This window comes from Arthrobacter sp. N199823, assembly GCF_002929705.1.
GTDB lineage: Bacteria > Actinomycetota > Actinomycetes > Actinomycetales > Micrococcaceae > Specibacter.
This window is the reverse complement of sequence record NZ_PJIN01000002.1, coordinates 1-21,802: the sequence shown is the minus strand read 5'-3', so window position 1 is coordinate 21,802 and position 21,802 is coordinate 1. Positions and strand designations below refer to the sequence as shown.

Here is a 21,802-nt window from a genome sequence, read left to right as displayed (position 1 = left end):
TACGTGTGCGCCAAGGAGATAACTGTGGAAATTAAGATCGGCATCCAGAACGTCAACCGCGAGATCGTCCTTGAATCCGATGAGAGCTCAGAAGAGGTCGCCAATCAGGTCTCCGAGGCGCTGGCCAAGGGCACCGAACTGCGTCTTAAAGACGAAAAGGGCCGCATGATCATTGTTCCCGGTAATGCTCTGGGATACGTTGAACTCGGTGGCGAGAAGGCCCGCAGCGTAGGATTCGGCGCACTCTAACACCCCTTTCGCAGTCCCTTCGATCCAGACTCATAGAGACGGAATTTCCATGGTTGCCCTGGTCATTATTGCCCTCATTGCCGGCGCTTTCGGTGCGATCGCTTGGGCCGTGGACAAAAACCGTGCCACGTTCGGCGCGGTTCTGCCCGCAGGTGCTGCCATAGCCGCCTCGCTTCTGGTGTGGATTCTGACCATGACGGTGGGCCTGGATGCGGACAGCGCCACCGCGTGGATCCCATGGATTCTCTCCATTGTTGTGGGCGGCGCTGCTGCCTGGGCCACTGCAGGGCTGGTGGGCCGTTCCCGTCACGCCCGGCAGGTGGAACGGAGCACCGCGATCCTGCAAATGCACTAATCAAATGCACTGCCGGTTTTCACTGCACTTTGACGTTTTCGCCGTTGTTTGAACCCTAGCGAAAACGTCAAAGTGTCGCGAAAACCCGTCATCAGGTTCTGCGGATCAGCTCAGGCCTGGCCACGGCCCCTGCACGCTGCGCCGCGTTCGAGATTGCCCGGGCCAAGGCGATGTCGCGGGCGGTGATCTGCCCGCCTGCATCATGCGAGCTGGTGGCGATGAACAAGGTGTCGTACCGCCAGTCCACATCCGGGTGGTGGTTGGCCTTTTCGGCGAGTTCCCCAATGGCGGCGAAGAGTTCCAAGGCTCCGGCCGACGTCGGACATTTCAGTACCGTACGCAGGTCACCAAGGTCACGCCATTGGGGCAGCGATTGAAGTTCTATATCGATGCGGGTCCGGGTCAGCACATCATCGGGGGCAGCCATGAGGGTTTCCTTTCAGCGGTTCCACACGCCTTGGTCCCCACGCCCAGGCCCTATAAGTCGGGGCGGCCAGCCATTGCCGATGAGGCCAAAGCATGCGCCCGCTTGGGAATGCGGCCACCCTGTGAGGCCAGTCTGCCACCGATGACCGCGTGTTTAAAGGCTTCAGCCATGAGCAGCGGATTCTGCGCCCGGGTGACGGCGGTGGCCAACAGCACGGCGTCGCACCCTAGCTCCATCGCCAAGGCGGCATCCGAGGCCGTGCCGATCCCGGCGTCGAGCACCACGGGTACGGAGGCACGGGAAACAATGAGCTCAATGTTGTGCGGATTCAGAATGCCCAGGCCGGTGCCGATAGGAGCTCCCAACGGCATGACGGCCACAACCCCCAGCTGTTCCAGGCGTAGCGCCAGCACGGGATCGTCGTTGGTGTAGGCAAAGACCTTGAAGCCGCGGTTGACCAGCTGCTCGGTGGCCTCGGCCAATTCCAGAGCATCAGGCAGCAGGGTGTGCTCATCCGCCACCACCTCCAGCTTCACCCAATCCGTCTCCAGGGCTTCCCGGGCCAGCTCGGCCGTCATGAGCGCTTCGCGCGCCGTGAAGCAACCAGCGGTGTTGGGCAGCACACGGATGTTGTTTTCCAACAGCAGCTTGAACAAGTTGGTGCCCCCGCCGGCTGCCTCATCTACGGAGTACCGGCGCATGGCCACGGTGGTCAGCTCGGTGCCGGAGGCGATGAGCGCAGCGCCCAGACCACTCAGGCTGGGCGCGCCCCCGGTGCCCATGATCAGGCGGGAGTTCAGAGCCACCCCGTCAATCACCAAGGCGTCATTGCGGGTCAGTGTTTTTGTTTCTGTCATGACGTTCACTTTCAGTCGTTGGTGCGGGAGGGGAATCCAGAAAGGCGGCTCAGCCGCCTTGTACCGCGGCGACAATTTCCAAGGCGTCCTGATGTTCCACGGCGGTGGCGGCCCACTGGCTGCGAGGCACAATCTCCTGGTTGCGGGCAACAGCAACGCCGAGCCGCCCGCCGTCGGCCGCTTGCCCTGTAGGCAACAGTTCCCTCCCTGTCACGGCAGCAACGAGATGGGCCACGGTGGTTCCCTCCGGATGAGACTCGGTGGCACCGTTGAGGTTGATAGTGTTCATGGCTTGCTCCTAAGTGGTGTGGCCGGTGGTGGGGCCGGATGTGGTGCCAGCGGTGTGCGCCGGGCGAAGTGTGGGTGAAAAGCGGTCCGGGCGGAACGCTTCCCACGCTAGGTCCGTGATGTTGCCCAGTAATTGGCGCACAATGGTCGCGGCAATGGGGGTCAGTAAAACGCCGTGCCGGAAGAAGCCTGTGGCAATGATGAGTCCGGGAATGTCCCGCCCGTCGGATCCAGAAACGCGGCCCAGCAGTGGCGCGTTGTCCGGAGTTCCGGGGCGGGCACGGGCAGTGCATTCAAGGAGCTCCAGTTCAGCCACGGCGGGTAACAGCACCTGGGCGTCACGCAATAGTTGGTGCACTCCCCCGGCACTGACGCCAGCGTTGTGATCCTCACGGCTGGTAGCACCGATCACCACGGTGCCGTCCTCGCGCGGAACTATATACACCGGTAGTCCACGCACCAACCCGCGAACGGTGGCAGTGGTAAGTGGGCGCAGATTCTCCGGAACGCGGAGGCGCAGGATGTCGCCGTATACGGGGCGGATGGGCAGGTTTAGCCCGTCCGGCAGGCCTGCCAAGGTGGGCGAACCCAGCGCGTTGGCCACAATAACTTCCCGCGCGTGGATCTCCCGGCCATCGGCCAGCAACACACCGGTCACCGGCGAGTGAGTGTTGTCAGGATCCTGATGGACCAGGGATGTGACGGCTTGCTCTATGTAGATTGGCGCCGATGAACCGCTGACACGTGCACTCGCCAGCAACGCCGCCCGGAGTGTCTTCGCAAGGACACGCGGATCAACTTGGTGGTCCTGTTCCACTTTGTAGGCACAGGAAATCTGGGGGCCAATCAGCGGCTCCAGCGCACGGGCTTCCCGGATGCTCAGCTGCGAAACCTCCAAACCGTGGCGCAGTTGGACGTCACGCAGATCAGACAATGCTTGGCGGTCGCCCGGATCCCCGCCCAGCACCAGGGTTGGGGAGGTGTTGAACCCTGTAGGCAGACCAGCAGGAAGGGAGGCCACGAACGCTGGCCAGCGCGCCGCCGAGGCCAGCGTCAACTCCAGCAGGGCATCTTCCTGGTAGTGCAGCTCACTGACCGGGGCCAGCATTCCGGCCGCTGCAAAGGTGGCTCCAGTTGCGGGAGCAGGGTCAATGACGGTGACGGCATGGCCGGCTCGTTGGGCTTCCCACGCGATACCGAGGCCAATGATTCCGCCACCAATGACGGCCACTTCGGTGGTCAAAATTTCGGGCACAAGAGCGCTCAAATGTTTCTCCTTCCCTACGCCGGCATGATCCGGATCAGGTTACACGCCCACCTGGGGCGTCATTCGGTCGGCGCAGTCGGCGCCCTCTCAGCCAGCTTCACTGGCTCCCGCGGTACTGCATTAGTCTATGAGATATGAGCCAAACTTCTGCTATCCCCGCAGCCACCACCACCTTGTCCACGCCAACGTTACAAAGTGCCCGGCTGTATTTGTGCACGGACGCGCGCACCGAACAGGGCGATTTTGCCGATTTCCTGCGGGCCTCCTATGCCGGTGGCGTGGACATCATCCAGCTTCGTGACAAGTCCATTGAGGCGGCACAGGAGCTGGAATTGTTGGCGGTTTTGAAGTCCGTAGCGCAAGAATTCGGCAAACTCTGGGCCGTCAATGACCGTGCCGATATTGCCTCGTTGAGCGGGGCACCCGTGTTCCACATTGGCCAGAAGGATCTGCCGCTGCCGGCAGCGCGTTCCCTGGTGGGCCCCTCGGTTTTCATGGGTCTCTCCAGCCATGATCTGGCTCAAGTCTCTGCCGCCGCCACCGATCCCAACGCCGACTACTTCTGCGTTGGTCCACTCTGGGCCACCCCCACCAAGCCGGGCCGGGCCGCCGTGGGCCTGTCCCTGCTGGAGCATGCCGCCGCGCTGGGGACCACCAAGCCGTGGTTTGCCATTGGCGGGGTGGATTTGTCCAACGTCGATCAGGTGGTGGCTGCCGGCGCCTCCCGGATTGTGGTGGTGCGGGCCATTACCCACGCTGAAGATCCGACGTCGGCCGCTGCGGCGTTGCTCTCCCGTTTGCCTGCGCTGGGGTAACTCTCGTGACGGTCGGCGCTGGGGAGGTGGCGCAGCCACTCAAGCAACCACCCAACCTCTCACGCCGCTCACTAGCGCAGGCCGACCATCGATTCAATGCCATCAAGGTGGGACTCAAAAAGTCCGGCTGGCGTACTGAAAGTGTCCGCTCCGTATTGGCCAAAGACCTCAAAATTGACGGCACCGAAGAGCGAGGTCCAGGCCAAAACCCCGGCCGCGAGGGCAGAATCGTCCATGGTCACGCCCAGGTCCTGGCGGATCGCGGCAAAGTCTGCGCTCAGACGTGGATCAATCACCTGCTCGCGGCCGGTGAGCATACCGGCTGCATAGGCCGCGTCCAGGATCAAAACCAGCCGCGTGACCACTCGAGTTCCTGGCGTCATGGTTTGTTCCGCTGGCGCCTCATAGCCCGGAACTGGTGACCCAAAAAGCAGTCCGTAGCGGGCCGGCTCAGCCAACGCCCATTCCCGAACAGCCCGTCCGGTGGCCCGGAACTGAGCCTTGAAATCCTCGGCTGAGACATCCTCCAGCGCCGCATCGACGGCGTCGCCGAGTGCGTTATAGCCGTCCACCACCAGCAGTGTCAGCAGTTCGTCGCGGTTCTTGACGTACCTGTAGACAGCCGATGACACCACGCCCAGATCGCGCGCCACAGCCCGAAGGGACAGTCCGGCTGCGCCATGGAGTTCCAAATGACTACGGCCAATGGCAACAATTTCCACCATGGTTTGCTGGCGTGCGCGTTCCCGCGGTGTTTGCGTCATGACTCCAGTCTGATCATAATCGAGACCACCGTCAACTTAAGTGAGCAGTGCTCTTGACTTAATCTCGGCGACCCCTCACGCTTGAAGTGAGAGCAGCGCTCTCACTTCAATGCAGTGAAACCAAGGAGCATACTCAATCATGGAACCCATCAAAGTCGTCACAGGGGCAGGCCCCGTCGGCGCCACCATTGCAACACAACTCGCGGACGCCGGACATCGCGTCCGGCTACTGACCCGCTCCGGTTCCGGCCCGGAGCATCCACTCATTGAACGGCTGCGGGTTGACGTCAGCCAAGCAGCACCCCTGAGCTCGGCTTTGGACGGAGCTGACTCAGTGTTTCATTGCATTCACGGCTCCAAGTACGCCGCAAAATCATGGAGTGAAGAGCTACCTCGCGCCGAACGCAGGGTATTGGAGGCGGCAGCCGTGGTGAACGCCGTCGTGGTTTTCCCGGAAAGCCTCTACTCCTACAGCTCCCCAGAGACAGTCATGACGGAAGACAGCCCAAGGCTTGCCACTCATGGAAAGCGTGGGGTTAGGACAGCGCTGCTGGCCGCGCGCGCCGCCTCGGAAACGAGGACCGTGAGCATGGTGGCTTCGGATTTCTTTGGACCGAGCGTGCGCACCGCCCACGCTGGTGACCGCATGGTGCCGCTGATTTTGGCGGGAAAACGCGTCCAGGTCATGGGCAGCGCAGACATCCCGCACTCTTTCACGTACGTTCCAGATTTGGCTACGGCGATGATTCGGGCCGCCGAAACTCCCCAAGCGTGGAACGCGGTTCTGCATGCACCCACACTGCCGGCGCTGACCCAGCGTGAGTTGGCTCAGGCATTTGCCGCCGCCGCGGGCGTGCCAACCCTCTCCATTGGCGCCATTCCCAGCTGGGTGGTCAAGTCTGCCGGAATCGTCTCACCGCAAATGCGGGAACTGGCGGAGATGTTGTATCAGTTTCAGCAACCGTTCGTCATGGACTCAACGGCGAGCCAGAAAATCCTCCACCTCTCCCCCACGCCGCTGAATTTAGCCGCCACAGCAACGATCAGATGGTGGCGAAACCAGAGTTAGGCGATTGCTTCCACCGCCAGGGCCACCTTGCGCAGTAGCGTGGCCAATTGCGCTTGCTCCTTGACGGTCAGCCCGGCCAGCATCGCCGCATCGGCCTCTAGGAAGCGCGGGAACTCTCGGTCAATAAGCGCATTGCCCTTTGCCGTCAATTGCATCAAAACTACGCGCCCATCACGTTCCCACGGCAGCCGCTCAATGAGTCCCCGCTGGACCAGACGTTCGGCATTTTTAGTGGTGGAGGCACTGCTGAGCATGGTGGCTGCGGTAACTTCACTGGCGCGCAGGGGGCCATCACCGCGGGCCAGGGTGCACATGACATCGAATTCTGCCCGGGTTATCTCCGCTGACTGCAAGGCGCGGCCAGCGTGATGGGCTGCCAGTGCCCCAATTCTCCCGATGCGGCCCATAACTTCGATACTGGCAACGTCCAGATCCGGGCGTGAGGATTCCCACCCCTGCCGTGCCCGATCAACAAAATCCATCGCATCTGCTTTCATGGAACCAGTCTAGAGACAACACTCACACATTTCAGATCTATTTTACTAGTAAAATAGATTGTAGACTTGAAGAATGATTTCCAACCCCCGATTCCGCCATACGGGCACCGCATTGGCCCACCCGCTCTCAAGCTCCGCCTGGCGGGGCGCCTTTGCCATGCGCCCGGCCGATGCCATCTTCACCACGGCCATCAAAGTCGGAATCGCGGCCACCCTGGTGCTCATCGCCGGCGGTTTACTGGGTCAGCCACAACTTGCCGGAATGGCCGCCCTCGGGGCCCTGACCAGCGCATTTGGCCGCTATCAGCCGTACCGCCGACTGGGACGCATGATGACAATTGTGGGCGTCGGCATGGTCATCGCCATGGTCATTGGCACCCTCCTCGGTGCTGCGAACGTGCCCATGATGATTCAAATCCTGGTCCTGTCCGTGCTCGCAGGCCTTGCCGCTCACATTTTCTTGGCCTTCCGCATTTCCGGCCCCGGTGCCGTCATTCTGGTGTTCGCGGCCGGCGCCGGTTCGGGGTACACGCACAGCTACGCTGCCATGCTCGGGCCCATCGTCGCCATTATCATCGGGGTGGTGGTTGGTTGGCTCGCGGCCATGGCACCGGCGCTCTGGGTACCCTTGGCACCCTCACGTCTAGCTGTTGCGCGAGCCATCGCCAATGTTGTTGCCTTAGAAGCGGACGACGCCGGTCCCCTCCGTACCGCTGCCAAGGCCAGCTTGCGCTCGGCCCGGGAATCGGTGACAGTGAGCTCCGGGACGTTCCGCGCGACTCACTCGCGTTCGGTGAGCCTGCGCCAAAACGCGGACCAACTGCACCTCTTGCTGGATGAAGCCGAGGCTGCGCTGACGCTCTTTGAATCCTCTAGCGACGGCTCCTATTCGGAAGCCTTCATCCGTTTGGTCCAGCACGAATCGCAGCTGCGCAAGATCCACGGCATCCCCACAGTTTCGGCACCACAAACTCCCGACGTTCCTGCCACAGCATCCACTCGAAACCTCGTGCCCAAGGGGTTCTGGGAAGGCGCCAAAGCCGAGCTGACGGCCAGAGCCGGCATTCATCAAGCTCTCCGCATGGCCGCAGCCGCCGCACTCTCAGGTTGGGCCGCCGTCGGACTTGGTTTGGAGCATCCCCTCTGGGCCACCATGGGTGCCATTGCCGCTCTCCAGGGTTTGAGTTACGCCACCACGGTGCAGCGCAGTATCCAACGCCTAGTGGGTAATGTGATTGGCGCCATCGTGGCCGTAGGGATTCTATCGTTGGCCCTGGGCTTCTGGCCCTCAGTGGTTCTTGTCATTATTTTCCAGGTACTGGCGGAACTGCTAGTCCTCAAGAACTACACGTTGACCACCATCGCTGTAACACCCATGGCGCTCATCATGACAGGGCTGGGGACAACTCTGGGCCCGGAGGCCGCCTTGAGCCGCGTGGCAGACACTCTGGTGGGCGTGGTGATTGGTACCATCGTCGCAGCCGTCAGCATCTCCCGCTCAGACCGCCAGCACATCCCCACCAGCACGGACGGCCCTAAGTCCTAAGTCCTAAGTCCTAAACCCTAAGGTCCACGCTGACTCGTGTCCCTCAGGATTGGGAGGAACACAGACAGAATGGGTGGCCGGCCGGATCCAGGAAAACCCTAAAACTGGTCCCGGGCTGCGCCTGCGCTTTGGTGGCGCCCAAGCGCAGGGCTTCGAGCTCACCGGCGTCCAAATCAGCAACCACAAAATCCAAATGCATTTGTTGTGGGTGCTCTTGGCCCGGCCAGACAGGTGGCTGGTAGCCCTCATTGACCTGTTGAAAGCAAATGGTGTTGCTGCCATCCGCTGGCCGAATGTCGATCCAGCCATCCTTGCCGATGATGTCCCAACCGAGCAGTTCAGCATAGAAATTGGCCAAGCTGGACGCGTCGGGACAGTCAATGACCACGCTGGGGTGCTGTGCAATTGCCATGGTTGGAGGCTACACCGAAGGCGTCAGCTCCATAACCCCTGCGAGCAATTCAAAGCTGCGGATCCAGGCCGCACGGTCTGTGACCTGCGTGGCCACGATGAGCTCGTCGGCGTCGGCCACGGTTGCGAACTCCGCCAAGTAGTCACGGGCAACGGACGGCGTCCCAATGGCGGCGTACCTGAACATGGTGGTGACCTGCTGGCCGGCTGGTGAATCCAGCAACAGATCCATTTCGGCTTCCGTGAATGTCTGACCGCGGCCTACCAGGGAAACCACCCGGCGACGTCGGGCATCTAGGGCCAGCTTGTCTGCTTCTTCTTGGGTGTCGGCCACAATGGCGTTGACGCCGGCAATCACGTACGGCTCGCTCAAGAACTCGGATGGCTTGAATTCGCGGCGGTAGATCCGCACAGCGTCTTCGAGTGCCTGCGGGGCAAAGTGCGATGCGAAGGAGTAGGGCAACCCCAGAGCGGCGGCCAGTCGGGCACCAAACAGAGACGAGCCCAGGATGTACAGCGGCACATTGGTGTCCTTGCCCGGGTAAGCATTGACCCCGGAAATACGGGTCTGGCCGGCAAAGTAAGCCTGTAGCTCCTGCACGTCAGAGGGGAAGGTGTCCGCAGCCATGGGGTCGCGGCGCAGCGCGCGCATGGTGTTTTGGTCGCTGCCGGGGGCGCGTCCCAACCCCAAGTCAATGCGTCCCGGATGCAAGGTCTCCAGCGTGCCGAACTGTTCAGCGATCTGCAACGGCGAGTGGTTAGGGAGCATGATGCCACCAGCTCCCAGCCGGATGGACTTGGTGTGAGCAGCCACGTGGGCGATCAAAACGCTCGTTGCCGAGGACGCGATGGAGGGCATGTTGTGGTGCTCGGCGAACCAGATCCGCTTGTAGCCCCACTCCTCCGCCTTCTGCGCCAGCTCAACGGATGCACGGAAACTTTCGGCAATGCCGTCATCGCCTACGTGGGCCAGATCAAGGATGGAAAGGGGAAGTGTCATGGGTAGTGCCTTTCAAAGGGGTCTTACTTGCGCCAACTGCCAAGTGCGTCGGGATATTTCCACCAGCAGCTTGAGCCGCATCACTGGCATGGACATGACGGCCGGAGTGCATGCTCGCCGGCCGACTCGCTAAACGGGAACGCTCAATCGGTCGAGGGCGGCCAAGGCCGCGGCCCGGCCGGCTCGGCTGGCGCCGAGCGTGGACGCGGAAGCGCCGTAGCCCACCATGAGCAGGCGTGGTTCACGGGCCACCTTCACGCCGTCCATGATGATGCCGCCGCCGGGTTCACGCAGTTTCAGGGGTGCCAGATGGTCCAGGGCTGCCCTGAATCCGGTGGCCCAGAGAACAACATCCGCCGCAAAAGTGGTGCCATCCGCAAAAACGGCACCTGACGGTGTGAGTCCTTGCAGCGGCCCGCGGGAAACCAGGGTGCCGGCGGCAATCCCGTCGCGATACTGCTGGGTTAGCGGAAGACCTGTCACCCCCACAACACTCAACGGTGGCAGCCCCGCAGCTGTGCGCTCATTGACCTTGCGCTCAACGTCACGGCCCCAGTCGGGGTCAAATTCCCGGCTGGTGAACTCCGGCGGGTTTCGGGTAGTCCAGGCTGTTTCTACGCCTGCTTCAGCGAGTTGCAGGAGGAACTGAACAGCCGAAGTCCCTCCCCCAACCACCAAAACACGTTGCCCAGCGAACTCGGTCACGGAACGAAAATCGTGAGTATGCAGCTGCCGGCCAGTAAAGACATCTTTGCCCGGATAGTGCGGCCAGTAGGGCTTATCCCACGTCCCGGTGGCATTGATGACCAGGCGGGTTTCGTAGGATCCGCGGTCCGTTTCCACCACAAGAGGCGGGCCGGCAATGTCGGTGGGCAGGCCGCCGTCGTCCTCGGGAAAGAGCATGGCGGAGTCAGCCACCAAGGGGCGAACTCCCAGCGCCTTCACGGGCCGGTGAACGGGAACGTCAAAGGTTTTCTCGTAGCTGCCGTAATAGCGCGAGACCACGGCGGAGGCAGGCTCGCGAGGGTCTGAGGGAGGGCGTTTCATGCCGGGGAGATCGTGGATGCCGTGGGCACCACCCAGAGTAAGCGAGGGCCAACGGTGCAGCCACGCGCCGCCGGGGGCCGGATTGGCATCGAGGACCACAAAATCCGTTTCGGCAACAAGCCCGTGCCGAGCAAGGTAATACGCAGCCGAAAGACCGGCCTGACCAGCACCAATAACCACCACATCGAGCATTTTTGCCTCCTACGAGCTCCAACTGGTGATGGAGGAGGGCTATTCCGGCTGTGTTGGACGCCACTGGGTGCCGCTCGCGGACAGGCGTGAGGACAGTCGCGCGGACAAAATGGTGTCCGCGTAGAACACCGCCACAGCACCCGCGGCGTAAGCCACCAGGTCCAGCGCGGAGAAGGTGGTGCCAAAGATCAAGCGCGACGGCGGGAAACTCACCGCGAGTTGTTCGGGCACGCCCGTCAGCTGGGACAGCTCAATGACGGCGCTGAGGCTGAAGGCTGCGAGCGCCAGCCATGCTCGCTTGGCGCGGGGCAGGATCACGGCCAGCACCAGGTAAACCATCACGGTGTAGAGCGCGTCGGCGATCAGGCTGGCAAAGTCGCCCGGAACAAAGAAGTGAATCACCAGGCCCAGAATGATGACATCGGTGGCAGCGAAGGACAGCGCCAAGCGCCGGGACTTGGTGGTTTTCACAAGTGTCATGGGCTCGAGTCTAGTGGCGGGCTGCATTCAGGGCCCGCGTCGACGTCCTGGACGGCCTAGGCCCGCACCACCGGCAGGTCCTTCCACTCGGTGGTGTAGCGGGGTGAGGCAAGCCCGCGCTTCATGGTCCATTGCGGGGCAACTGCCAGGCCGCCGATTCCGATCCCGATGGCTGCGTTGCCGAACTTGCTGCGCACCTCGCCCATGACGCCACCCACCTCCGGCTGCGCCTGCCCTGCACCAAAGACATCCAGCATTCCTGCGCCGGACGCCGGTTCCAGTCCACTGAACATTACCCCGGCACGTAGGTAGGAAGCCCCGGCCACGGCGCTCTGCCTGATGGCGGCCACGGCTGCACGGACCAGCACAATGGGGTCCTGAGTGGGTGTGGCAAAACGGATGGTGGACGCGGGGAAGCTGCCCTCCGCCGCGGCGAATCGGCTGGTTCCGGCCGTGACTGTCATGATGGCAGCGCGCAGCCCTTCCTCATTGAGCCGGGCGGCGCCCCGCTGGGCATAGACCCCCATAACCTCCTCCATGCCAGCCACCGTGGTGACGGGTTCGGAGAAGCTGCGTGAGAACATGATTTGTTGCTTGTCCACCCGCTCCTCCACATGCGGAATGCACTCGGTCCCATTGAGCTCCATGACGGTGCGCTGCAGCACCACGGAAAATTTCTTGCGGATCAGGGCCGGATCCGCGGCCTTGAGATCGGCGATGGTTTCAATGCCCATCATCTTCAACCGGTCCGAGATTTTCCCGCCCACGCCCCAAAGCCCCCGAGGCCGGTACCCGCTGCTGGATCCCGTCCACATGCCCCTCCGGCATCGATTCAAGCGCACACACCCCGCCCAGTCCCGGATTCTGCTTGGCGATCCGGTTCGCAAACTTGGCCAGCGTCTTTGTCGACGCGATACCAACACATACCGGCACACCCACATGGCGCATGACGGCGGCCCGAATATCGCGTCCGGCAGCTTGTAGTTGTGCCGGCTCCCCCACCAGCCCCACGAACGATTCATCGATCGAGTAAACCTCCTGCCAGGTGCCAAAGCGACCTACGACTTCCATGACTCGAGCGCTCAAATCCCCGTACAGTTCATAGTTACTCGAACGCGCCACCAACCCCCATGCCTTGGCCTGCCCCTGGATCTGGAACCACGGCGCACCCGTTTTGATCCCCAGTTCCTTCGCTTCTGCAGAACGTGCCACGACACAGCCGTCATTGTTGGAGAGTACGACGACGGGCCGGCCTTCCAGCTTTGGGTCAAAGACCCGCTCGCAGGAGACATAAAAGTTGTTGACGTCCACCAGGGCGATGTGGTTGTTACTCACGGTGCTTCCCACTGTTCATACCCGAAGCTGACGATCGGAGGGAGTCTGGCCGTCAGACGCTCAAGAACGAATCGCTCATGCGGAACCACCTGGGCTGGCAGCTCATCGAGTTCGAACCATCGGAGGTCTGCAGCTTTGTCCAGTTCCATGATGCGCGGCTCGCCAACCCACAGTTCACAGCTAAAGAAGAAATCCACCCTTTGTGCCAAGGCGGGACCGTTAGCTTGGGAACGGTGCATGGCCGTCAGGGGAACCAGGTTTTCGATAGCGATCCGCACACCAAGCTCTTCATGAGCCTCGCGCACTGCAGCAGCCTCCGCTGATTCGCCGGCTTCCATGTGGCCCGCGGCAGCGGCGGCCCAATGGTCGTCCATGTATCCAGTTCCTTGACGCAGCTGGAGCAGCACCTGGGTACCGCTGCGGAAAATGACATAGCTGGCGGGAATCAAGGCGAATCGTTCACTCATGCGCGGTTCCTCGCTGGATACTGTGGCTACATTTAGCTTTCGAATCTATGTTCCCAAACTTTAGGGGTTGGTAGCAAGCGAAGTGCGAGGCATTGCTGCACCCTCGACGTAACCGTTTCCTGACAATGTTGACTTCTGGCTATTTTGAATCTCGCTTTGCCTACCTCTGGGCGTTTGCGACTTGCGAGGAAGCCTGCGCTTTCATAATCCAAGAGGGATGCCTGATGTCCGGCGTTTCCGCGTGCGCCTTCCTCGGCCACCCCGGCTGAGGCGCAACGACGATAGTTCTTGGCGTGTTAAATGCGGGCCCGCAGTACTCGCTTATGCAGCGCTAGTAGCTCATCGTCATCCAGCAAATCCATGCGCCTGGGTTAAATCTCTCGGATCAAATCAAGTTCGCCTTACTTCAAAATACTGGCGGGAGTTCTCAAAGCTGATTTTTCTCTCGATCAGCTCTACCAAGTGTCGCGTCCACCCACAACGCTGGGCATCGTCTCTAGCCGTTCGTTCTCGTGCAAGCCATGATTTGTGCGATCGATTGGGGCAGGACCCCGGGAAAGTTGATGTTCCGGGCGTCCCTCAGGGGAACCATCTGCTGGACAGGGCGCTCGAATGAAACATTTTGAGGGCACTGAGATTCCGATAGCTGTCGCTGGAAGTCAGATGAAGCGGCGGTCTAGACGAGTGATCGAATGGGCTAATCAGAGAGAGTGCAGTTTTCCCCGTCTATTACCATTCGCAGCGTGGGCGACTCTGAAGTCAGCTCTGTCTTAGCTGTGCACCCTGACGTTGCCTCGACTGAGACCCAACCAAAGGGGATACCTTCGATGCCGTAAGTGGAGCCCGCTGCGACTTCTTGCGCATCGGCTAAGTCTCCATCAGGGCCAATGATTTTCACCTCGTAAGAGCCACCTTGAGCTCCGGGCCGCATAGCGCGAACTTCGACTTCAACACTTCCGGATGGCGGGCCGGAGGTACAGCCAGTCATGGCAACGACGACCAAGAATGCTGCCGCGACACGAGTGAAATATTTACCGCTCATAGCCTCAGTGTGTCACATGTCACCGCGCCGCCTTGGGGTGGCGGAGAAATCGGCAGGCAGGACGAATGGCCACTGAAGGAACCTCCTGTGGGACGGTTTCACGAGGCGGCAATTGATGGTTTGTCTCAAGGTGTGTCATAGCCAGGTCAGTGAGGCTCCGTGGCCGTGTGTCCAGGCGAGGGCTTGTCCATCGAGTGCGAGGACGAATGTCGGGCGATCTACTGGTACGGATGGTCCGGTCGCGGTGATCTCGGGTAGGACTTTTTTGCCTTCGTTGGATACCCAGCGACAAACGCCTTTTTCAACGAGTTCCATCAAAAGAGACTGGAATTGTGCTGCAACGTCGACGTGCTTTCGCAGATCGGTGAGAATGTTTCCGCGTTCGAGGTGGGGCGGATCATGGCGGGCGATGGTGATGGCTGCTTCGAGTCTCAGGCGGCGATCTTCTTGCTCGGGCCAGACAAGGTTCGTTAGCCAGGCCATCGCATCAGTGTCCTGAACGTCGAGAGGATTCAGATCGATCCCACCTCGCCAGGCGGTTGTTGGCAGAGCGGCGGGAAGTGTTGGTTGGCCGTGGACTACACAGGACAGCGTTGGGCCGTCACTGGATACTGGCCAGCTGCGGTCCTGCAGCCCGCCGCCCAGCGGACAGCCGCCTCCATGACCACACGGCTAGCGCAACGGCAGCGACCGGCGCAATGAACGCAGCCGCAGTCACAATCATGATCCCGGGCATGGCCGCCGCCAAACCGAGGGCCATGGCCACTGCGATGCGCACCGGGGGCTTGGCAGATACAAAGCGTGCGATCGGAACTGCAACGGCAAAACCGGCCAGCACAGCAGCAAGAAGTGTCAACGGCCACTGCAGCGAATGGCCAGCTCCGGCGATCTGGGCAGCAGATTCCATAGCCAAGCCAGCACAGAGCAGCAGGGCCGACCACCGCATGATCGTGCCAAAACGCGGTCTGAGCACCATCGCCAACGCGATGACAACGAGCATGGCTGCCAGCGCGCCGGCCGCCAACCCGAGATTCATGGCATGGCTGGAATCCCTGACTCCGGGCACCCAGAGACTGCCGGTGAGCGCGAAAGCGGCGCACCCTATGCCCACCACAAGCGCCAACAGTGCCGCCCTGCAAATCTTGGTGTAACTGCTACGGGTCAACACCGCAGGGCTGTCCGGGCGGACAGCTTGCTTGATTACCTGCTCAACCTCTGGTCGTTCCGACGGTGGCGCAGGCCGACCGGCCAGCAAAGCCATCAGGAGCACCACGGCAGCTCCCAGGCCGCCCAAAATTTGCCCCGTTACCACCATAATTCCGGTAACAATGGCCAGCAATGCCGCCAGCGTCCCGATCAGCAGCAGCCGAATGAGGGAAGGGAGTCGTCTTTTAACCACTGAAGCAACAGGAGCTAGGAGGGAAACAGTGCCGAAGAACCACCCCATCAGGATAAACAGGAATGTTGCCGAGCCAAACCAAGTGCGGGTCCCTCCTGCATCGGCTTCGTCGAAGCCAAGGGACCAGCTCGCTGCTGCCAGCGCTGTCATGGCAAAGGCAGGCCCGGCACCCGCTACCGCACACAGCGAAGCCGGTGCGGACAACTGGCCTCTTCGGTGAAGAAGGATCACACCAGCAACAGCAAGTGCGAGAGGGCCCATGAAGACCGCCAACGCGATTCGCAATGCACCAGCACCCGGGAACATCATCGCGTCGCTCAACAGGATTGCGGTAGCAGCAATGAACACCACCAGCGAAAAGGTTGCGGCAATCACTGCCCAACGGTTCGTGGCCCGTTCACCCAGTCCGTGAGCCCTGATGGACCAGGCCTCGGCAACGGACGGCCGTGCTACGGCACGATCGGCTGCGTGCTCCTCGAGAGTGTCCAGCATCAGGCGGCCATGCTCGTCACGCCAGACCTTCGGATACCAGTGTAAAAGCCGCGCATACTTCCGACGCGTTGCACCGTTCATCCGGCAAACCCCCACGCCATGGTTGCCGGCGCCGGGCGAATGGGTGCCGGACGAGCTGCTGCCAGCCGCTTTTTCGCAGCCCTCAGCCTGACAGCCAACTGCTCCGTCTCCCCCGTCAGCCCCTGGACACCATCGTCCGTCAGTTCGTAGTAGCGACGGGCGCGGCCATCGACTATTTCCTCGCCGGCCCGGCGAACCAGTCCGTCCCGTTCCAGACGCTCGAGCGAGGCGTAGAGCGTCGTCACCCGCAATGACACCTTCGAGGCAGTTAGCGATTCAACGTCACGCAGAATGGCATATCCGTGCTGCCGACCGCCTGCGAGCGCCGTGAGGATCCAAAACGTATTCTCATTCATGACCGCCAATATACCCACAGTGGGAATATGAAGCAAGATGAAGTATCGCCGTCTGCTTGCGCCGGCAGTTGCAACTAGTCTCGAAGCATGAGTCTTGCACCTATGGCGCCTGCGCCGTCGAAATGGGCAATCCCCGCCGCCATACTCTTGCTGGGAGCGGCCCTCACCGGATGCACCAACAACCCCACTTTTCAAGACGCCGTCGCAAAACAAGCCCAGGGCGGGCAATTCACCTTGCCGCGGGGGGAAGGCTCCGGCGCTCCCACTGCGCAGTGGGATGCCATGTTCCTCGCGTGCCCCTACAGCGATACCAATGACGTTCCGGAGCCGTTCACCAAGGCAGCGCGGGGGCTCAACACCTCGTCGACTGATTCCGTGCAGTGGCTGCTGTTTGCCGAGGGCAGCAAGGTCAAGCGCATTTCCGTTGACAGGTCGGCCATCGATTTTTGCGCGGATGGTGCCGTGAACGCTGAGTACCGGCATACCCAAATTTGGCACGCAGAGCAGTCCGACGGCGCATGGCTTATGACCACGGTTGGTACGCAACCGGGGTAAGAGTTATTCTCGAATTTCTTCGCGCACCGGCTTGAGATGGACCGGAACATCATCTCCCCCGATGGCTGGAAACTCACACGTGAACTCCCCCTTGTAGCCGAAGAGGAAGCCAAAGTAGGGATTCCGCACCTGCATCTGGACGGTGTAGACACCGCGGGCGTCATCGTAGCTTTCGTAAAGGTCGGCAGTTCCTGTGCCAATGGCCGGAAAGTTGAAGACCACAGGCCCCTCATAGAAGCGCTGGCCGGTGGTTTGCAAGTGGAGGGAACCGTCATCGAGGACGTCTAGGACCAGATCGGTGGCCAGATGCTGGTGGGTTCCAAGGTAGTCAACAATCGCGCCGCGCTCTTTGCTGTGCACCATGGTGGCGTCAAACCGTCGCTTCTTCGCCCGTCCACCCCTGACACTGGGCACGTCCAGAGTCCGCACAAAGGTGACGGTGGGCCGGCCAAATCCGTCTACATAGGGGTAATTCTCCACCGTGAAGGGAATGTTGTCCCCCTGATCGGGGAACAGGATGTTGCGAAAGGCGCCGAAGCGCAAGAACGGCACCGTCCACCAGGCACCACGGCGCACTTCGGAGAAAACGCCCGTGCCGACACAGGCGTAGCCGGCCTCCACGTCCACGCCAAAGCGCTTCTGCATCATGGGATGCAGCCGTTGGAAATCTTCGCCGAGGGTTATTTCAAAGATTGAGGCCATGTCTATTCCTTGTCTGCCAGATGGCTATTGCCTGACTGGTCGGGTTCCCGCAATCCGGCGAGCACGGACGGGGCGCGGGCTGCGCGTTCATCTGGCGCACGTCGCAGGCACCGGCCGGCGCGCGGCACGGACCAGTGGGCCGGTGTTGCCAGGGATGCCAGTACGGCAGCCGCACCGAGGGCTGCAGTGCCAAGACTGTGTTGAGCCACCGCCCGGCGGAGCAGTCCCCCGGCCAGCAGCAGCGCGCCTGCTCGGCTGCCGGCGTCCAGGATCCAACGGTTGCGTGAGTCCTGCGGATCCACGTCCGATTCCGCCCACAGCCGCAGGCGATCAAAGCTGATGGCCGTTGCCCAGCCCAGTACCGGCCGAATGATGCGAGCATCCAGAGCCTTACCCACACATCCCATGCCCGGCTGATAGTTGTACCCAGTGATGAAGCGTAAGCCGTCATCGGTGGGGATATAGCGCCAATATCCGGAGCCAGGGCCAATCGGTGAAAGCCAGTCGGAGGTATCGAACTTCAGCACCGACGTCGCTTGGCCATCCGCCCGGTGCCGGTGGCCAAGCGAGGTCCCAGTCCCCCTGATGGTGTGCATCGGCAGCAAAAACTCGTAGCGGAAACGCAGCTGTCCCTGCTCGTCCTGATCAACGGGGATGATGCGTGAGAAGCGTAGGTCCCAGCGGGGGTGCGCTTCCGGATTCTGACTCAGCTCCCATACCCGCTCCAAGGCAGCCCTCATGCGAATCTCAACGTAGATCGGTTTGCGGGCGGCTTCCTTTCGCCCCACATTTTTCCCCATTTCCCCATCCTAAAGCCGTCACACCGTTTTCCCTCCAACCCGCAATTTCTAAAGTTCGACGGCGGCGCATCCTCCCAGCAGTCCCTTCGGTTGTGGAAATATAGGGGCTGTGCGGTCGAGCACTGGCTGGCGGCTGCACTTCACTACAGGAGGAATGCATGTTGGAAATGGGCGGCATTCTGCTCGCTGGCATGTGGGCTGGAATGATCAACGTGGTGGTCGGTTCCGGAACCCTCGTGACGTTTCCGGTGCTCCTACTCTTTGGCTATCCCCCACTGACGGCAAATATATCCAACAACATTGGGCTGGTGGCCGGTGGACTGTCCGGCACATGGGGCTATCGCAAGGAATTGGCGCCGAACCGAGCCCTGATTCTGCGGCTGCTCCCGGCGTCGGCCATTGGTGGTTTGGCAGGGGCGTTACTGCTCCTGGTTCTGCCGGCGTCGGCGTTCCAAACCATAGTCCCCATTCTCATTGTTCTTGGGCTGCTGATGGTGGCGTTTGGCCCGGCTTTACAACGCCTAACCGCACGACGCCGGGCCCTCGCCACAGCGGGGATTCTCACCTCTCCCGGTCCTTCAGCAGGCTCGGTTGGCCTCTTGGCGGGCATCTTTGTGCTGGGGATCTACGGCGGCTATTTTGGCGCCGCCCAAGGCATTTTGCTGGTTGGCTTTATGAGCATCGTGACCACTATTGCGCTGCAGCAAATCAATGCCGTCAAGAATGCCCTCACAACTGCGGTCAATGCCATTGCCGCTGTCACCTTCATCGTCGTGGCCGGGGAACATATTGATTGGAGAGTGACCGCGCTGATCGCCTGCGGTTCGCTTGTGGGCGGCTTCTTCGGAGCCAGGTTTGGCCGAAAGCTACCTCCTACCGCCCTGCGGGCCACCATTATTGTGGTGGGAACGGCGGCCCTCGTGAAGATGATTTTCTTCCCCTAGTCGCCGGCGACGATGCTCATCATTGAACTCAGTAGCTTGCGGCATGGTCGCATGTTGATTGACAGTCCCAGTCACTTTGAGTCAGCGATGGCCTCAAGTCGCTGTGTCCCTTGCCGGGGATGCACATGCGGGGCTGCGCAGCCGGTCTTGGCAGCGCAGCATCCAAACCATGGTGGGGCAGCGCCTTAAACGTGGTGCAGGCACCGGGTAACAACGCCCCACACCGTAACGTCGCCGCTCAACGCAACCATCTCGGCGGTCGCCGGGGACGCGCCTTGGGCGGGCTGGGTGGCGAGGGAGGTGACGCCGTCGTGCTTCATGAGACGGCGGATCAAGAGCTCCCCCTCGACGACGGCAACCACCACTGATCCGTCGCGCGGGGTCAGCGCGCGGTCAACGATGATCTCGTCACCGCTTGCAATCCCGGCACCGGCCATGGAATCGCCGGCGACGCGCATGACGAAGGTGCTGGTGCGGTCGCGAATGAGGTGGCGATTGAGGTCGATTCCGCCATCAAAATAGTCGCGGGCGGGCGAGGCAAAACCGGTCGGGTCCGTACTCGGCGGCTTGCGGGCCGCCGGATCTACTCCAAACACACCACCACCGCCTAGTACAAAGATTCGAGACTTTAGCATAGCACTGCGAACCCTAGCGCCGCCCGGCACTGCAGAGCCAAGCACTCCCAGTCAAGCGCTGCCGGCCCAGGACAATGGGGTGCAGAGCAAGGGTCGTGTCCGTGTCAAAAGCCTGAACATGAAAGTAAACGCCATCTCATGCCTCAACCGCCCCCTCACAACCCACACCGTCAGAACGGGAGCCACCCTCGGCGTGATGCCGTGAAGGATGTGGGCCCGTGGCAGGATGGAACGGTGACTGATAAAAAGGAAAAAGCGGCAGGAACGCGCGCCTACGAGGCGGTCTTGGCGAGCATCGAGGCTGAGCTGAGGGCCGGACGGCTGAAGATCGGCGACCGCCTCCCGGGGGAACGCATCCTCTCAGAGCAGCACGGGATCTCGCGAGCCTCAGTGCGAGACGCCATCCGCATCCTGGACGTCATGGGACTTGTGCGCACAGCCACCGGTTCAGGGCCGAACTCCGGGGCGGTGCTGATCTCCAATCCCGCTGCGGGGCTATCCTCGACCTTGCGTCTACACGTGGCGAGCCAGCACCTGCCGGTCGCCGACATTGTAGAGGCCCGGATCCTCATGGAATCGTGGGCCGCCTCGAAGGCCGCGAGTGAGATGCCGATCAACGAACCGTCCCTGGCCCGAGCCCGCGAGCTCCTGCACTTGATGGACGACACTACTCTTGACCGCGAGGCATTCCACGACCTTGACTCGCAGTTTCACGTCCTCCTCAGCACCTTGGCCGGCAACGCCGTAGTGTCCGCGATGATGGATTCTCTGCGCCTCTCCATCATGGATTATGTACGCAATTCCGTCACGACGGACGAACAGTGGTTTCCTGTTGCAGAGACTCTGCGGGCCCAGCACCACGGCATCCTTGACGCCGTCACTGCCCGCGACGGCGAGATGGCCGGACGGCTGCTTCGAGAGCACATCGAATGGTTCTTCATCGAGAATGGAAGCTAACCACACTTCCAAGCGCGAATCCCCTGCCTGTCCGGCCGCAGGACCCTCCGTCATCCGCGCAGCCAGGAAAGCGATCCGCACGGCAGCCCTCAGGTGCGCTGCCTTGCGGTCGAGCCCAGTAAGCGCGGCTCCCGCACCACAACAAGCCGTCACCACAAGGTGAATGGCTCACATTTTCCGGAAGATCTACGCTGGATTATGGCGGCCCGACCATAGAGGCCTGACCATAAACTTTTAGTCGCCCGTCGACGCGGAGCAACCCCGTGTACCTATTCACCCCAGCACAGATCAGGCGCTCAACAGTGTTGCCTGGTCGGTCATCGTCGCCTTCAAGATGCCCGCCGGGTTGGCGCTCCTGTCCGCAAATCAGGGCGGGGTCTTTGGTGCCTTCCAGGTGCTGTGGATCGTCACCATGGCCGTCTGGCTCTACCAGGTCACAGTGCTCAGCGGGCGGTTCGAGGACCACGGCCGTGTCTTTGACGTGATCGGCAAGGGTGATGTACGTCTGCACACTTACCTACCTGCAGTCCACCCACGTCTTGGGCTGGATGCTGCCGTAGTTTCAGCTTTTCCTACTGAGGATTAACCTAATGGGGAGTGTGCGGGCCACCGGCCCGCACACTCCCCATTAGGTTAATCCTCAGACAGGGACCCACTTCCGGCTGGTCCTCTGCGCGTATGAGTGCCCCGCTTTATTGTGCGGCGAGGAGGGAGGCGGCTTCTTGGCGGGTGTGGCCGGAATCTTCGATGCCTTCAGCGATGTGAGCGAGGTG

Annotated in this window: 28 protein-coding genes and 1 riboswitch; of the genes, 9 read left to right on the top strand and 19 right to left on the bottom strand. The window is 61.5% G+C overall.

Going from position 1 to position 21,802, the window contains the following annotated elements; all coding sequences use genetic code 11:
- The first annotated feature begins 24 nt into the window (after nt 1–24).
- Both CXQ93_RS04105 and CXQ93_RS04100 read left to right on the top strand, forming a co-directional pair.
- Nucleotides 25–249 carry a DUF3107 domain-containing protein gene (locus CXQ93_RS04105; RefSeq protein ID WP_062286840.1) on the top strand — a complete coding sequence of 75 codons (225 nt, stop codon included), beginning with the start codon at nt 25–27 and terminating at the stop codon, nt 247–249.
- Nucleotides 250–298: 49 nt separating this feature from the next.
- Nucleotides 299–604, top strand: a complete 306-nt coding sequence (locus tag CXQ93_RS04100; RefSeq protein ID WP_104109241.1) for a hypothetical protein — start codon at nt 299–301, stop codon at nt 602–604.
- A gap of 91 nt (nt 605–695) precedes the next feature.
- Here CXQ93_RS04100 and CXQ93_RS04095 read toward each other — a convergent pair whose 3' ends face one another.
- The 4 genes from CXQ93_RS04095 to thiO all read right to left on the bottom strand — a co-directional run bounded on the left by CXQ93_RS04095 (nt 696) and on the right by thiO (nt 3,443).
- Nucleotides 696–1,031: a 4a-hydroxytetrahydrobiopterin dehydratase gene (locus tag CXQ93_RS04095; RefSeq protein WP_104109240.1), complete on the bottom strand. Its 336-nt coding sequence runs from the start codon at nt 1,029–1,031 to the stop codon at nt 696–698.
- A 50-nt stretch (nt 1,032–1,081) separates the two neighbouring features.
- A complete protein-coding gene (locus tag CXQ93_RS04090; RefSeq protein ID WP_104109239.1) occupies nt 1,082–1,888 on the bottom strand; it encodes a thiazole synthase in 807 nt (268 codons plus the stop codon).
- A gap of 49 nt (nt 1,889–1,937) precedes the next feature.
- Complete coding sequence (thiS, locus tag CXQ93_RS04085) at nt 1,938–2,177, bottom strand: sulfur carrier protein ThiS (protein ID WP_104109238.1); 240 nt, start codon at nt 2,175–2,177, stop codon at nt 1,938–1,940.
- A gap of 9 nt (nt 2,178–2,186) precedes the next feature.
- Nucleotides 2,187–3,443, bottom strand: coding sequence for a glycine oxidase ThiO (gene thiO / locus CXQ93_RS04080; protein WP_104109703.1), 1,257 nt, complete (start codon nt 3,441–3,443; stop codon nt 2,187–2,189).
- A riboswitch (TPP riboswitch) is annotated at nt 3,438–3,563 on the bottom strand. (Overlaps the previous gene by 6 nt.)
- A gap of 14 nt (nt 3,564–3,577) precedes the next feature.
- Here thiO and thiE point away from each other — a divergent pair.
- Nucleotides 3,578–4,258, top strand: coding sequence for a thiamine phosphate synthase (gene thiE, locus CXQ93_RS04075; protein WP_181036045.1), 681 nt, complete (start codon nt 3,578–3,580; stop codon nt 4,256–4,258).
- A gap of 71 nt (nt 4,259–4,329) precedes the next feature.
- Here thiE and CXQ93_RS04070 read toward each other — a convergent pair whose 3' ends face one another.
- Nucleotides 4,330–5,022, bottom strand: coding sequence for a TetR/AcrR family transcriptional regulator (locus CXQ93_RS04070; protein WP_104109237.1), 693 nt, complete (start codon nt 5,020–5,022; stop codon nt 4,330–4,332).
- A gap of 139 nt (nt 5,023–5,161) precedes the next feature.
- On the opposite strand from CXQ93_RS04070, the gene CXQ93_RS04065 reads away from it, so the two are divergent.
- The gene (locus CXQ93_RS04065) at nt 5,162–6,091 is read left to right on the top strand and encodes an NAD-dependent epimerase/dehydratase family protein (RefSeq protein WP_104109236.1); all 930 of its coding nucleotides are present in this window, start codon (nt 5,162–5,164) and stop codon (nt 6,089–6,091) included.
- Here CXQ93_RS04065 and CXQ93_RS04060 read toward each other — a convergent pair.
- On the bottom strand, nt 6,088–6,588 hold the full coding sequence (locus tag CXQ93_RS04060) for a MarR family winged helix-turn-helix transcriptional regulator (protein WP_104109235.1): 501 nt from the start codon (nt 6,586–6,588) through the stop codon (nt 6,088–6,090). The two genes, CXQ93_RS04065 and CXQ93_RS04060, sit on opposite strands and share 4 nt — an antisense overlap.
- Nucleotides 6,589–6,661: 73 nt before the next feature.
- Between CXQ93_RS04060 and CXQ93_RS04055 the strand changes: the two genes are divergently transcribed.
- A complete protein-coding gene (locus tag CXQ93_RS04055; protein WP_104109234.1) occupies nt 6,662–8,134 on the top strand; it encodes an FUSC family protein in 1,473 nt (490 codons plus the stop codon).
- A gap of 43 nt (nt 8,135–8,177) precedes the next feature.
- Here the strand turns inward: CXQ93_RS04055 and CXQ93_RS04050 are convergent, their stop codons facing one another.
- The 10 genes from CXQ93_RS04050 to CXQ93_RS04010 all read right to left on the bottom strand — a co-directional run bounded on the left by CXQ93_RS04050 (nt 8,178) and on the right by CXQ93_RS04010 (nt 16,436).
- Nucleotides 8,178–8,546, bottom strand: coding sequence for a VOC family protein (locus tag CXQ93_RS04050; RefSeq protein WP_104109233.1), 369 nt, complete (start codon nt 8,544–8,546; stop codon nt 8,178–8,180).
- Between the two features lie 9 nt (nt 8,547–8,555).
- Entirely contained in the window at nt 8,556–9,545 is a 990-nt protein-coding gene (locus tag CXQ93_RS04045) for an LLM class flavin-dependent oxidoreductase (RefSeq protein WP_104109232.1), read from the bottom strand.
- 129 nt (nt 9,546–9,674) lie between these two features.
- Nucleotides 9,675–10,784, bottom strand: coding sequence for an FAD-dependent oxidoreductase (locus CXQ93_RS04040; RefSeq protein ID WP_104109231.1), 1,110 nt, complete (start codon nt 10,782–10,784; stop codon nt 9,675–9,677).
- A 39-nt stretch (nt 10,785–10,823) separates the two neighbouring features.
- Nucleotides 10,824–11,264, bottom strand: a complete 441-nt coding sequence (locus CXQ93_RS04035; protein ID WP_181036044.1) for a DUF2809 domain-containing protein — start codon at nt 11,262–11,264, stop codon at nt 10,824–10,826.
- Nucleotides 11,265–11,320: 56 nt separating this feature from the next.
- Nucleotides 11,321–12,001: a DUF4113 domain-containing protein gene (locus tag CXQ93_RS21250; protein ID WP_308470603.1), complete on the bottom strand. Its 681-nt coding sequence runs from the start codon at nt 11,999–12,001 to the stop codon at nt 11,321–11,323.
- Nucleotides 11,988–12,599 carry a hypothetical protein gene (locus CXQ93_RS21245; protein WP_308470602.1) on the bottom strand — a complete coding sequence of 204 codons (612 nt, stop codon included), beginning with the start codon at nt 12,597–12,599 and terminating at the stop codon, nt 11,988–11,990. The genes CXQ93_RS21250 and CXQ93_RS21245 overlap by 14 nt, the downstream gene beginning before the upstream one ends.
- Nucleotides 12,596–13,066: an NUDIX domain-containing protein gene (locus CXQ93_RS04025; RefSeq protein WP_104109229.1), complete on the bottom strand. Its 471-nt coding sequence runs from the start codon at nt 13,064–13,066 to the stop codon at nt 12,596–12,598. The genes CXQ93_RS21245 and CXQ93_RS04025 overlap by 4 nt, the downstream gene beginning before the upstream one ends.
- Nucleotides 13,067–14,243: 1,177 nt before the next feature.
- Entirely contained in the window at nt 14,244–14,657 is a 414-nt protein-coding gene (locus CXQ93_RS04020) for a DUF2332 family protein (RefSeq protein WP_374953390.1), read from the bottom strand.
- A gap of 52 nt (nt 14,658–14,709) precedes the next feature.
- Complete coding sequence (locus CXQ93_RS04015; protein ID WP_104109227.1) at nt 14,710–16,080, bottom strand: hypothetical protein; 1,371 nt, start codon at nt 16,078–16,080, stop codon at nt 14,710–14,712.
- A complete protein-coding gene (locus CXQ93_RS04010; protein WP_104109226.1) occupies nt 16,077–16,436 on the bottom strand; it encodes a PadR family transcriptional regulator in 360 nt (119 codons plus the stop codon). The genes CXQ93_RS04015 and CXQ93_RS04010 overlap by 4 nt, the downstream gene beginning before the upstream one ends.
- Nucleotides 16,437–16,523: 87 nt before the next feature.
- On the opposite strand from CXQ93_RS04010, the gene CXQ93_RS04005 reads away from it, so the two are divergent.
- The gene (locus tag CXQ93_RS04005; RefSeq protein WP_146073157.1) at nt 16,524–16,991 is read left to right on the top strand and encodes a hypothetical protein; all 468 of its coding nucleotides are present in this window, start codon (nt 16,524–16,526) and stop codon (nt 16,989–16,991) included.
- 3 nt (nt 16,992–16,994) lie between these two features.
- Here CXQ93_RS04005 and CXQ93_RS04000 read toward each other — a convergent pair whose 3' ends face one another.
- Nucleotides 16,995–17,693 carry a DUF4166 domain-containing protein gene (locus CXQ93_RS04000; RefSeq protein WP_104109224.1) on the bottom strand — a complete coding sequence of 233 codons (699 nt, stop codon included), beginning with the start codon at nt 17,691–17,693 and terminating at the stop codon, nt 16,995–16,997.
- A 2-nt stretch (nt 17,694–17,695) separates the two neighbouring features.
- Nucleotides 17,696–18,493: a hypothetical protein gene (locus CXQ93_RS03995; RefSeq protein WP_104109223.1), complete on the bottom strand. Its 798-nt coding sequence runs from the start codon at nt 18,491–18,493 to the stop codon at nt 17,696–17,698.
- A gap of 158 nt (nt 18,494–18,651) precedes the next feature.
- Between CXQ93_RS03995 and CXQ93_RS03990 the strand changes: the two genes are divergently transcribed.
- Nucleotides 18,652–19,437: a sulfite exporter TauE/SafE family protein gene (locus CXQ93_RS03990; RefSeq protein ID WP_104109222.1), complete on the top strand. Its 786-nt coding sequence runs from the start codon at nt 18,652–18,654 to the stop codon at nt 19,435–19,437.
- Between the two features lie 185 nt (nt 19,438–19,622).
- Here CXQ93_RS03990 and CXQ93_RS03985 read toward each other — a convergent pair whose 3' ends face one another.
- Nucleotides 19,623–20,033, bottom strand: coding sequence for a LexA family transcriptional regulator (locus CXQ93_RS03985; protein ID WP_258068583.1), 411 nt, complete (start codon nt 20,031–20,033; stop codon nt 19,623–19,625).
- A gap of 273 nt (nt 20,034–20,306) precedes the next feature.
- Here CXQ93_RS03985 and CXQ93_RS03980 point away from each other — a divergent pair, with 273 nt between their 5' ends.
- The gene (locus CXQ93_RS03980) at nt 20,307–21,029 is read left to right on the top strand and encodes a FadR/GntR family transcriptional regulator (protein WP_258068582.1); all 723 of its coding nucleotides are present in this window, start codon (nt 20,307–20,309) and stop codon (nt 21,027–21,029) included.
- A gap of 271 nt (nt 21,030–21,300) precedes the next feature.
- Nucleotides 21,301–21,615 (top strand): L-lactate permease, encoded by a 315-nt coding sequence (locus tag CXQ93_RS03975; RefSeq protein WP_308470611.1) that lies wholly within the window; start codon nt 21,301–21,303, stop codon nt 21,613–21,615.
- Nucleotides 21,616–21,802 lie beyond the last annotated feature (187 nt).